Genomic DNA, 12,576 nt, shown 5'->3' with positions numbered 1-12,576 from the left:
GCGGCCTCCTTTAAGTACGGAATATGATTTCGCGATAAACATCGTAAATGAACCAGTAAATTTGCAGGCCCAAGCTGAATGCCAGCGTACCGAGAAAGACGACGAATCCCATCGCTACGACCGTAAGCGCTAGGGTGAGAACGGCTTTGGCAGGCGTATATTGGTGTACGGTCATGATTCCGATGAACAGCAGCAGGATAAACCAGATACTGGCTACGCTGTTTAGCAGCCAATAGAAAGCTGTCTCCTCTTGCGTTATAAATCGGCTTATGAATGTAATCGGCAGGTTGATAAGCACGATCGGCAGCAGCGCATAGCCGGTTGCCATAACAATTTCCTTGAACTTGCCTTCGCCTTCCATTAGCGTCGTTATGGACCAATTCGCTACGCAGAAAAGAAAGAACGGAAGCACCGTAAACTGAAGATCGTCAAGACTGTTTAGCCCTCTTGGATCAACGAAATTGACCAGAAAGCCTGCAAATTGCTTCTGCAAAATGACAGTCAAAACAAGCATCAACAGAATCGCTAAGGAAACTCTGACTTTCCCCTTGCTCTCGAATTTCATATCCCAGAATCCGTCGAACGGATGCAAGATGAGATGGAGCGGAAACTTAATAAAATCCTGCTTCACGTTTCCCAGTCCTCCTTCTTATAACTTGTCGAGCAATGCGGTACGCGATAAACGCGGTTACGAGGGATAACAACACCGTCATGAATGAACCAAAATGCTCCTTCATCACTTCCCGGCGATACCGTTTGTATGCAACGGAAAAGTCTTTGCGACTCATGCCGAGCTTGAAATATTCCATCGCTTCTTTGTTTTTCTTCTCCATCAGCAGCGACTTGCCGATACCCAGATAGGCGATCTCATAGTTGGTATTCAAGCGGAGTACTTGTTCCCACAATTTTACGGCTTCCGTATCGTTTCCGTTATAATGCTGAATCGTTGCTTTCCGTACTAAGTTGCCGAACTCCGTAGGACGAAAGACGGCGATATTGTTTTTACCCCTGTCGAGCACGGCGAGCTTATCGCCGATCCGTTCCACGGCGACCGGCGTATTGAATACGCCAAGCTGATTACCCCTGCCTCCGAAAACATATAACAAATCGCCTTCATCATTGTAAGTGAACAGTCGCGCGCGATTCGAATCCAGCGCGACGTACATGCCTCCGTCAAGCACCTTGATGTCGGTGAGTTTCGAGGGACCCGAGTTATTGCCGAACCTCCGGAAACGTATTTCGCCTTTGACCGGCCAGTAGCCGAACCGTTTAAGAACATCCTGACCGGACGGATTCAAACGTTTAATCGTCTTATCCGAGGTCATATCGACTGCAGTCGCGTATACGAATCCTTTGCTGTCGATATCAACGCTGGCGAACTCAGTTGGAATAAACAATTCCATCTGCCGCTTTTGCGCATTCGTAGATAACGATCTCCAGATCCGGTCCCAGATACTTGGAGATACATTAATCGTGCCTACATAACCCATAAACATGCTTTTATCATCAAATTGCATGATTCCTTCAAATACACCGCGGGCGACTACGAAAATTCTGTCCGCTTTGTCAACCGTTACTTTAAGAGGGAAAAACTTAAAGCCGCTCGGTAAAATATCCGATTTCGGATTCTCGATCATTTTAATCAGCTTGCCGTCGTTCGAAAGCACGACTACGCGATTATGGTCGGTATCTGCGACGTAGATCTCTTTCTTCTCGGATACGAACAGCCCTTCCGGTGCTGCGAATCCATCTTCCTTGCCGTTATTATCAAACGATGTTATGACTTGCAAGACTTTTAAATTACTGTCCAACACAACCACGCGCGCATTGCCGCTGTCCAGTATATAAATGATGCCGTCCTGCGTTACGTACATATCGTTGGGCTGATTAAAATCACCGACACCCAAGCTGCTGCCGGAAATGGAATAGTCCGGCAGGTAGGGGGCGGGCAGCGGCGCGGGATCCCCATAGAAATCGTAATTATAAGCTTCATACGGCGCGGCTGCCGATGCGGACGGCACGACGATAGTCGTCGCAAGCGTTAAAATCGCTGCAAGCAGGAGCACTCTCTTTCTTTGCACGCTTCCACCCCCTCTAGTCTTTCATGCCGGACGTCGACATCGTTTCGATAATACGGCTTTGCGAGAATATGAACAGCGCGATCGGCACGCTCATTAAGATCAAAGCGACAGCCGAGCCGACGCCGGCACGTGCTATCCCGCCGAAAATTATTTGATTGGACGCGTAGTGGAGCGTTTTCAGCTGTTCACTATAAATGAACCCGTTGCCATCTGTGCCCCACAGCATTTGAAACAACAGGATAACCAACGTCAGCCATGCAGGCTTGACATTCGGCATAACGATTTGCCAGAAAATACGATATTCGTTTGCACCGTCGATTTTTGCCGATTCGAGCAACGCGTCAGGAATTTGTTCCATGAACTGTTTCATCAAATAGAGGCCAAGCGAAAAAGCGAACGCCGGCACAATCACAGCCCAATACGTATCGATGAAACCGATCCATGACATTATCATGTAGTTCGGAATCGCCGTTACCTGCGGCGTAAACATCAGCGACAGGACAACGATCGTAAAAATAATCTTGCTGCCCGGAAAACGATGTTTGGCGAGCGGATAAGCCGCGGCGGAAGCCAAGAGAACATGACCGACAACTCCCATGCCGGTAATGAAAAAAGTATTAAAAATATACCGAGAGAATGGCACCCAGGATTGTCCTAGCAGCGTCATCAAATCGATGAAATTACTCGAGGTCGGGTTCCGAACGAACAATGTCGGCGGGAACAAAAATATTTCATCGAGCGGCTTAAACGCCGCATTAATCGCGTATACGAGCGGCAGCGCCATAAAGGCGGCAACGACAGCCAGAAAAACAGACATAAAGAACGTCCCCGCAAAGGAGCGGTTAACGCGTTTTTTGTGAAGTGATAGCGCGATCTTCATGTTATTAATTCCCCACCCTCCTGAGAAGTCGTTGAACGACCAGATTCGAACCCAGCATCAGGGTGAACAGGATGGTCGCGATCGCGGAAGCGTAACCCATCTCGAATCGAATCGTACCGAAGTCGATAAGGTGCGTTACGATTGTTTCAGCAGCGTAGTTAACGCTCGGGAAGCCGGCTAGATAGATCGAGACATCCGCAATAGCCAGAGATGCCGTAATCTGAATGACCGCTCCGAACATAAGCTGCGGCTTCATCGATGGCAGCGTAATGTACCATAGCTCTTGCCAACGGTTCTTAATGCCATCGACGGCACCGGCTTCATAAAGCGTCCTGTCTACCGTCTGAAGACCCGCGATGAAGGCAAGGAAACCAGTGCCCAAACTCAGCCACAATTGAACGAGAATAATAATAGGCATAATGTACTTTTCCGTCTTCAGCCATAGGATCGGATCAAGAATGGCTCCCATATTAATCAAGAATCCATTTGCGATACCGTAGCGGTCGCCCGAGAAGATCATCTGCCAGAGGAAATATACGTTCCCGGAGATGGAAGGAGCATAGAACACAAGCGTCATGAATGCACGCATCTTCGGACGAAAATCGTTAATGATCCATGCAAACACGAAACAAGCTATAAAACTTAGCGGTCCGGTAATTACCGCAAAGAGGATCGTGTTCTTGATTGCAATCAAGAACACGTCGTCTTCCAGGAACAGGCGGGAATAATTCTGCCACCCGATAAAGCGCGGAAATTCCAGCATATTGAAATACGTAAAACTGATGAAGATGGACATTATCACAGGCAAAACAGTAAATATTGCGAAGAGCAGCATGTAAGGCGACATCAATAGATAAGAATGCTTATGTGCCTTCATCTCCTGCCATTTGGCAGCCCACCATCTCGGAGTGCTCGTTGAAGTTTTACCGGCAATCGTCAAAGGTCGTTGATTCGGTATGTTGATATTTGACATTTGGACCCCTCCTTTATTCCGGCAGGCCGAATTCTTTGCGTTTCGCGTGAATTTCCTCATGGATATATTGCACGTAATCAAGGATCGCTTCTCGCGCCTCCGTATTCGCACTTACAACTACTTTTAAGAATGCGTTCTGCAGATGCCGTCCGGTGAAGTAACCTCCCGGAACCTCCGGAATACCGCGTACCCATTCAAACTCTTCCTTCAGGCTTTCATAATCGGCTAAAGGCCAAGGCAGGCTATCCAACGCTTTGATGTTTGCGGTCGGATAACGCGCGGATGCACCCATAAGCGCTTCCATTTCCCGTCCGTAATTCGTTTGCGCCTCTTTGCCGGTCCACCATTTCATGAATTGCCAAGCGGCATCTTTGTCTTTGGCGCCATTAAGCATCAGCGTGCCGCTTCCGGTACTGGGCGTATCTCTCCGAATCGTGCCGTCTTGTTGTTTCGTTCCGGGTATTGGAACGAATCCCCACATGCCACGAATTTCCGGTGCGAATACCGAGAGTTGGTTGTAAGTCGTATAATCCACGATACCGATCGGCATTTCGCCGGTCCGGAAGCGATTAGCGAAATCAAACTCGCGCTCCAGTTTGTAATCGCTATAGAAGTCCGTCCACGTTTTGAACGTTTCCACGCCGATTCGGGAATCCAAATCGGACTCTTTCCCGTCGTTGCGGTAAAATTGTCCGCCGTTCTGCATGAGCAAAGTAGCAAAGATTGGATTCGGGGGAATGTTCTGGCCCGGAACCGGGACAGACGTCGCCGGTGCCGAAATCGGCATGCCAAGTTGCATGTGGTTTTTGTTCAATACGGCCAAAAGCTTGTAAACGTCATCCCATGTCTGAGGAACTTCAAGTCCCAGCTCTTTCAGGATATCCTTACGGTAGAAGAGCATATTGAACGTTTGCGTTTCCGGAAGCGCGTAAACGCCTTTTTGATAGGAGAACGGAACAAGCGCGCTTGGACGGAACCATTGTGCTACATCTTGATAATCAGGAAATTGCGTAAGGTCGGCCGCAGCTTTACGCATCGCGTAGTTAACCGGAATATCGATTCCGATCTGCATCGCCACATCCGGACCTCTACCTGCCAGCGTCGCCGGCAGCAGCGTATTCATCTGAACTAGCTTCAAGTTCACGTTGATGCCTGTTTCAGGCGTGAATGTTTCGTCGATCATTGCTTTCAGCGTGTTCGCCTGGTCGCGGCCGCTGCCGATCCATACGGTAATCGAACGTTGATTATTCTTTTCGGAGGCGTTGCCGATTTGGTTGTAATCAATGACGAACGAATAATTGAATGTAGCGAACTCATGCTTGAGCCCCGCGAAGAAACCGTCTCCGGAAGCCGGAAACTTCTTATCCGGAGAAGCTACGTAGATTTCATCGATTTGCAGCGGCATCTCAATCGCCTTTTGCAACCATGTGCCAAGACCGCCGGTGTTGGTCTTGAAAGCGACGAGACGGCGCGGAATGGTATCCGGATTATCGATTAACTCGCCAAGCTGAAGCGACATCGTTTTCAGCAATGCTTCGGAATCGCTGCTGCCGCCTGACAGTCTGCGCAATTCCTTGCTGACGGCCGTAAGTCTCTCCTGTTCCGACTTGAACGTCTCAAGCAGATTCGGAACTTGTTGGTCCACGCGATAGTCGCGGAACTTGTCCGGGGAAGCACCGGTAATCATTATGATTTTGCGATACATGGCGTTGAGATTAAAAAGACTGTCTTTAACCTCGCGAATTAGCGGAGCAAACTCGCCAAGCGTGTCTTCTAGTCGGATTATGTTCTTGCCTTTCTTAAGCTCGAACAAATACGGCTCATCCCCACCCATTACGTCGATTCGGTATCCGCTCTCGTAACGGAACGGAACCTGTTCCGCTTCCTGGAACGGCACTTCGCCGTTTATTAAGAGACGGCGTGTCGAGTATAAGCCGCGAACGAATTGTTGCTTTACCTTCATCCCGATTTTGTAGAGCCCGGTTTCGGGAACATCAACTTCCCACTCGATCCATTGACCCGGTATGCGCCAGTTGTAGCCGCCGATTGTATTCACCCGTATCAGCTTGGGACTGTAGGGAGTAACGGTTGCGCTGGCTCGTTCGGTCTGAGGATACAGCGTCGGAGACGACTTCGCTCTTGCATCTTCGCCCTGAACCGTAATCATCTGGCCGGCTGTTTCCTTCAAACCATCTATATGAAAGCGCTTAAATGTATCTTCATATGTAGCAGGACGTTTCACTTGAAACAGCTTCAACTGCCTGATAACCATCGGCTCACGCTGCGAAACGAATGATAGCGTATGCGTTCCGGAAGTCAAATAAAATCGGAACGGATCCGCATAATAACCGTTAGAATCTTCCAGCAGATCCTCGCGCCACTCCGGTCTCTCGAACTGCTGCGGGCGCAGATCATTACCGCGATTGTCACGCTTTATTTGGTCGAGCTCATTATCCCAAACGCGGTCGAACTGCAAATATTCCGCTTCCTCGAACGGTAATTCTCCATCAATCAATAGCGACCGTTCAATGCTTGAACTTTTTCCTTCAATCGGATAATACTGAACCGAGATATTGTAAAAACCCGCTTCTGCGACATTGATCGTCCAATCAACGCGCCCTTGCTCGCCTGTCTTGAGCGAGACGCCGCTCTTGCCTTCGAAATGATCGATTTTCTCGATTCCTTCTCCTTCTGCCTTCGCGTATTCGGAAGCTTCCACGATAATTTCCCGGTCAGCGAAAACAGCATTTTTATTTTTCGCTAAATACTCCGAGTAATCACCTCGTCCTTGTTGCAGCGATTTCCATGAACCGTCCGTGAACGTTTGCTTTTCTCCTGCACCACTCGCGTTATCGGCATCCATCCGGGACCAGAACAAGAGCAATCCGGCCGCAATGACGACACCCACCGCCGATAACGTCCATTTCTTCAGTCTTATTTTCCCTTTCAACGTCAGCCCTCCTATGCGGCGACTTGATCTGCGGACCTATCAATATTTAGTTACCTAACAAAAACGAAAAAATGTTAGGTTATCATTATCAATTTGTTTGTATGAAGCTTTTGGGTTTATTTATAGAAAAAGGGGCAGACCGGTAAGATCGGCAGCCCCTCCCCTTCAATATCCATGCTGCTTATTGCAACTTATCAAGCGCTGCTTGGCCGGCTTGTTTGTATTTCTCGAGCGTTGCCGTGACGGATTGGTTCTTAATAATGATATCGTCCATAATCGGGAAGAACGGGAAATCGGCAATGCCTTCTTCAAGAGAAAGTCGGCCAGTACCACTAACGTGTTCGATTACCATCTTGATGTCGGCTTCGTTCTTAAAGCGGGATTCGAGCCAGTCTTGACCTAGATATTCTTCTGTTGGAGGAATATCTTGCAGTTCCTCGAAAATTTGATAAACGATTTGCGGTTCTTTAACTCCTTTTGGAATAAAGTAGCCGTTCTGAGCCGTATTCGCGAATGTGCTCTTACCATCGCCTTGCGGACCGGCCGGGTTCGGCACGATGCCGACTTCAAACGTAAGATCGCCCATATTCCAATCGTAGTTGATGGACATTGCAACGTCGCCGTCTTTGAACGTGTTCGTTTCATTCCAGTCCATTTTATTGCCGGTTTTTACTTTTACGACGTTCTCGACGTTATAGATACGATTGACAAACTCGAGTGCTTCAGTCAACTTCGGATCGGTTAAGCCAAGAGACAGGTCAGAGTCGTTTACGAAGAGTGCACCATTCGTTACTCCTATGTGACGAGCTGCATCGGCTGGCCAACCGGAGTAACCCCAAGTATCGTTCTTGCCATCATTGTTCGTGTCGGTCGTTGCTTGCTTTGCGATTTCCAAGAATTTATCCCAGGTCCATTGTCCGTTCATGTATAGCTCTTGCGGATCAGGAAGTCCTAACTTCTTGATCAGGTCGCGGTTGTAGTACATTCCGACAGCACTGACAAAAGGCGTATTGAATGAATATTCCGCTCCTGCGATCGCAGGCAGTTTCATGATATGCTTCTGTTCATTATTGATATCGCTTGTTGCTAGCGTAAAGTCATTAAGCGGGAGTACTAGACCTTGTTTAACCGGAGAGATCGAGCGTTTGAACTCCATAATGGAGATGTCCGCAATCGGCTCGCCTGCAAGCACTGCGGTTGTGAACTTATCCATGTATTGTTCGAACGGGATGTTCACGAATTCGATTTTACAATTGTATTTTTTTTCGAGCTCTGCAATCTTTGCAAGGGACGCTTTCTCGCCTGCAGTCTCACCCTTCGGCTTGCCATCCCACCACATGGAGATTTTAATGACGCGGCCTCCGAGATCCACAGGAGCTGGAGTCGGTTCAGGTGCCGGATCGGTCGTTGCAGCTTCGTTTGTATTTGACTCGGTTGTTACAGCTGAGTTGCTCGCAGTGCTGCTATTGCTGCTGTTGTTACTGTTGCCTCCTCCGCACGCTGTTAGAGTAAGCATTAACGCGACAAGCAAGATTGTAAGTGCTTTCATTTTTTTCATTGCAAAACAACCTCCCATTTGTTTTTCTTGCCGCACTTCAGAACACAGCCTTCCGGTTTACGGATTCCGTACTACCGTTCTTTCTCAACCGGGAACGTTTTCAAATCTCTACTTTACTTAATTACATCACCACCGATAGGCTAAGTATTTCATAACCACATGCCAATCATAGCATCCACTTCTAAAAATAGTCAATTTGATTTTAGTTAAATTGCCAATATTTTTTTGTTGTATTGTTATTTTTATTATTATTTTGTTATGTTGTGTTTTTATGATAATGCTGAAACACAAAACCAGCTAATGGTTTGTCAATTCCGTCTTTGTTGATGGATGAAAAGTTGTTATAATATTGGGAGGCATACCAAATAAACCTCCTCTTTGTGGAAGTTTATGGATATCTAAGTTTTATACGGTGTAGGGCAACCCATTCTTATAGCGTAGACGTGATGTAGTAACTTGTTGGCGCAAGCAATCACGGCTACTTTATGGGGTTTGCCCTCACTTTTTTTCTTATCATAATACTCCCTCAAGCGGGGGTTATACCCTGCACGTAATCCACAGACTACTGCCAAAGCAGCACGTCTCAATAATTGTGAAGCATTCCCAACCTCAGCTACGATAGACGTTGCCAGCTTCATACCAACACCGTTGGTCTCGACCATAAGGTACATTTCTCCTTAAGAACGCTTGAACAACAGACATTCCTTTTGCTATATCAATGCTTCTTCGGGCTAATCGAATATTCATGCACCTTATCGGTGTTCAGAATCGTTAGCTCGTAAGTAATCAATCCTTCGGATGCTGAGAAGTGAGCGTAATCATAATCGTTAAAAGCACGAATGACCGGAACAGCTGCTCCGTTCGCTTTTAACGTATAGTTTGTAGAAGTTTGATATTTGGTTCCCTGTGTATAGGGAAATACCTCAGCATCTGCCGCGGTGGAAGCCGCTACAGAAATTGACGCTACCGGAGCAATTAAGAATACGAAAGATAGAACAACGATAAGAAAGGTAGATACTCTTCTTTGTAGCTTTTTCATTTTATTAATATCCTCCTTCGTGTTAGTGCATGCAATATTAGCATAGAACACAATTACATCATTCGTAATGAGGCAAACCACAGCTTAAGGGCAGGTAATCCCACATGTAACAAAAAAAAGCAAGAATCTATTAGAAGCCCATGGTTTGACCCAAAGTATGTCACGAAGCTCTAAAGAAAGATATTGATGACTACATCTATTTTTATAATAACGATCGTTTACAGGCGAAACTAAACAGCCTTAGTCCGATGGAAGTTCGAACCAAGGCTGCCTAAGTATTTTATTCTACTGTCTACTTAACGGGGTGCAGTCCACTTATAGGACAGCCCCTTAGCTTCGGGATTGCACGATCAGTTTGCCGATTCATCATCTGGAAGGGAATGAGCAAAGTTGTCCCGAATGATAATGTCGCCGTAAATCAATTTTTTTTCATAAGCCGAGCTTGGATTGAGAATTCGCCACAACATTTGATCGACGGCCCTCATACCGAGCAATTCCATGTTCACATTGACCGTTCCGAGTATCGGATAATTGTCGCAAGTGTTGTCAAAGCCCGTCACGGCGCACTGGGAAGGCACATTAATTTGAAGTTTATTCAGCTCTTCGATCAAATATCGCGCATTAACGTCGTGAGCGCAAACAAATACTTCCGGAAGTTCTCCAAGGGTTATCTTGGAAAACAAGAGGTACATATCATTGGCATCCGGGCTGATTAGCTGCGGGTCTTGATTCAATTCGATTTGGTAACTTTCGAGCGTCGTCCGAAAGGCCAGCCATCTCTCGAAATAACTCGGGGCGTCCTTTATGCTGCCTACAAATTGAAATTTGCGATAACCTTTGCTGATCAGCTTCGTCATCAGTTCTTGCATGCAGTTGAAATTGTCCGTGAAAATAGTATCGCAATGAAGGGCTGGGTCACTGTGATCAATCATTACGACGGGAATGTTCATCCGTTTGATATCCAGAAGAATCTGCGTCGATACGGTTCCAATCGTAATAACACCCTGAATTGCTTCCGGCTTGAGAAGCGAGAAAACATGCTCGCCAGAAGGCTCAGTCAGTGTAATAATATCCAGTCCTCTTTGACTCAGCCTCGTATTGACGCCGTCAAACACAGGCCCCCAATAAACGGAATCCTTGTTCTGATAACGCACGTTCGGGAACATCACGACAATCGTTCCGCTCCGCTTCACGTCCTCATGATCGTACAGCTCGCCAGCAAATCGGATCGGTTCATGATTTTTGAAGTATCCGAGCTGGCCCGCCACTTTCATGATCATTTCCCTCGTTCGTTCACTCACGCCGCTCTTTCCAGATAATGCGCGCGATACTGCAAACTTGGAAACTCCTGCAAAATCGGCGATTTCCTGGATTTTCACTTTTCCTCTCATTCAAACCCGTCCATTCTATTTATGTCATCTTTCATCCATCCGCTTTGCCCCAAGGGAAAGAGGCCGCAAAATGATATGGTCTTCTTCGAGTCGAAGCAGCACTTAATCGGCATCCTTCGCACCGACCGCTTCCAAATAATGTTCAGGCACTTGTAGATGAATCCGCTTCATTTCAACCTAATCATAGCAAACTGTTAGCTAAACGTAAATTGATAGTTTGTTGTTGTTATTGTTTAGTTTGTTTTAAACCTAATTACTATAACGAAATAATAAATCGGTCTCTAGACGGAGCGATCTTTCGTTCTGCCAATAAACCCGCTTCGCCTTCGCTGCTAAGCAACCGGTTCGTGCAAGTGATTTTGATGTCCACGTTGTTTTTGCAAATCGGCATTTGGGTGCGAAATATCGCCACCCTGTTTTACGTCAAAGAAATGACTAATGACGACGCGTTCGCCGTTTCGCTCATCTCCGTCGCGGAGATCGCGCCGATCTTCGTATTTTCGTTTATCGGAGGGACGTTCGCAGACCGCTGGCGGCCGAAAAGGACGATGGTATGGTGCGACGTGTTAAGCGCGGCTTCTATTCTCGCAGTGCTGTTCGCAATGGCGAACGGTTCGTGGAAAGCGGTATTTTTTGCGACTTTAGTCTCGGCGATATTATCCCAATTTTCGCAACCCGCCGGCATGAAGCTATTCAAGCTGCATGTGCCTGAACATTTAGTGCAAAAGGGCATGTCGGTGTATCAAACGTTGTTCGCGGCATTTATGATTTTCGGACCGGTCGTCGGCACGTTCGTTTACCAGAACTATGGCATCGAGACGGCAATCGGCGTAATGGGCGTTGCCTTTCTGTTGTCGGTTGTTTCACTGGCCTTCCTTCCGCGCGATCGGCAAGACGAAGGGGAGAAACAAAAGTCGAAAGTGTTGGAAGACTTTAAGGCGGGGGTCAGCTATGTATGGTCCAGCATTATTCTCCGTAAACTCGGCAGCGCGTTCATTGCCGCTGGGCTCGCCCTCGGCCTTATTCAGCCGCTCGGCATCTTCCTCATTACGGAGCGGCTTGGGAAGACGGAGGATTATTTGCAGTGGTTCCTATTGGTCAACGGCGTAGCGATGATTATCGGCGGCGTGCTGGCGATGAGCTTTTCCAGCAAAATATCGCCGCAGAAGCTTCTGGCGTTCGGCATGACGGTAAACAGCTTGGCGTTCATCGCCATGGGGTTCTCGACGGATTACTGGGTGACATTGGGGCTGCAGTTCATCAGCGGCATCGTGTTTCCATGCATAAATATCGGGATCAATACGATGATTATGAAAAATACGGAGGAATCGTTCATCGGCCGGGTAAACGGCACTCTGACTCCGCTATTCATGGGTTCGATGGTCGTTACGATGATGCTGTCCGGCGTGATGAAAAACGCAATCTCGCTCGTTCCGCTATACGTGATCGCAGGTTTATTCCTCCTCGTGGGCGTGGCGGTTATCGTTCCGCTGTTTAAGTTAAAGGGCGGCATTCAACCCGAACCGGAGAAAGTTGCGGTTAACTAGCTATCAGCGAATAAAGGACTGCCAAATCGGCCAATGTCATTAAGTTAAGGCGCAGGGCCAAAATTAAGAACAAGAGCAGGTTATCTAAAAGATAGCCCGCTCTTTTTTTTGCATGAAAAAATGAAAACAGGACTTGACAAGTAGATGAAAAAGTGTG

Annotated in this window: 9 protein-coding genes and 2 pseudogenes; 2 read left to right on the top strand and 9 right to left on the bottom strand. The window is 47.4% G+C overall.

Annotated features, from left to right (window positions below; all coding sequences use genetic code 11):
- Positions 1–10: 10 nt before the first annotated feature.
- The 8 genes and pseudogenes from E2980_RS20170 to E2980_RS20135 form a co-directional block, all read right to left on the bottom strand.
- Positions 11–631 carry a Yip1 family protein gene (locus E2980_RS20170; RefSeq protein WP_135154030.1) on the bottom strand — a complete coding sequence of 207 codons (621 nt, stop codon included), beginning with the start codon at positions 629–631 and terminating at the stop codon, positions 11–13.
- Positions 612–2,081, bottom strand: a complete 1,470-nt coding sequence (locus E2980_RS20165) for an NHL repeat-containing protein (protein WP_135154029.1) — start codon at positions 2,079–2,081, stop codon at positions 612–614. Before E2980_RS20165 ends, E2980_RS20170 begins: the two co-directional genes overlap by 20 nt.
- Before the next feature lie 13 nt (positions 2,082–2,094).
- Positions 2,095–2,961, bottom strand: coding sequence for a carbohydrate ABC transporter permease (locus tag E2980_RS20160; protein ID WP_135154028.1), 867 nt, complete (start codon positions 2,959–2,961; stop codon positions 2,095–2,097).
- Between the two features lie 4 nt (positions 2,962–2,965).
- Complete coding sequence (locus E2980_RS20155; protein WP_240703118.1) at positions 2,966–3,838, bottom strand: carbohydrate ABC transporter permease; 873 nt, start codon at positions 3,836–3,838, stop codon at positions 2,966–2,968.
- 109 nt (positions 3,839–3,947) lie between these two features.
- Positions 3,948–6,884, bottom strand: coding sequence for an extracellular solute-binding protein (locus E2980_RS20150; RefSeq protein ID WP_205700004.1), 2,937 nt, complete (start codon positions 6,882–6,884; stop codon positions 3,948–3,950).
- Between the two features lie 181 nt (positions 6,885–7,065).
- Entirely contained in the window at positions 7,066–8,442 is a 1,377-nt protein-coding gene (locus E2980_RS20145; RefSeq protein ID WP_135154025.1) for an ABC transporter substrate-binding protein, read from the bottom strand.
- A gap of 398 nt (positions 8,443–8,840) precedes the next feature.
- Positions 8,841–8,981, bottom strand: a pseudogene (locus E2980_RS25205) (IS110 family RNA-guided transposase); the annotation flags it as partial.
- Between the two features lie 176 nt (positions 8,982–9,157).
- Positions 9,158–9,481 carry a hypothetical protein gene (locus tag E2980_RS20135; protein WP_135154024.1) on the bottom strand — a complete coding sequence of 108 codons (324 nt, stop codon included), beginning with the start codon at positions 9,479–9,481 and terminating at the stop codon, positions 9,158–9,160.
- A gap of 176 nt (positions 9,482–9,657) precedes the next feature.
- On the opposite strand from E2980_RS20135, the pseudogene E2980_RS25200 reads away from it, so the two are divergent.
- A pseudogene (locus tag E2980_RS25200) lies at positions 9,658–9,756 on the top strand (IS3 family transposase); the annotation flags it as partial.
- 75 nt (positions 9,757–9,831) lie between these two features.
- On the opposite strand, the gene E2980_RS20125 reads toward E2980_RS25200, so the two are convergent.
- A complete protein-coding gene (locus tag E2980_RS20125) occupies positions 9,832–10,872 on the bottom strand; it encodes a LacI family DNA-binding transcriptional regulator (protein ID WP_135154023.1) in 1,041 nt (346 codons plus the stop codon).
- Between the two features lie 293 nt (positions 10,873–11,165).
- Here E2980_RS20125 and E2980_RS20120 point away from each other — a divergent pair, with 293 nt between their 5' ends.
- Positions 11,166–12,419 (top strand): MFS transporter, encoded by a 1,254-nt coding sequence (locus E2980_RS20120; protein ID WP_276322365.1) that lies wholly within the window; start codon positions 11,166–11,168, stop codon positions 12,417–12,419.
- Positions 12,420–12,576 lie beyond the last annotated feature (157 nt).

The organism is Cohnella luojiensis (assembly GCF_004564235.1).
GTDB classification, from domain to species: domain Bacteria; phylum Bacillota; class Bacilli; order Paenibacillales; family Paenibacillaceae; genus Cohnella; species Cohnella luojiensis.
The sequence above is the reverse complement of the archived record's forward strand: the minus strand, read 5'-3'. Positions and strand labels throughout refer to the sequence as shown.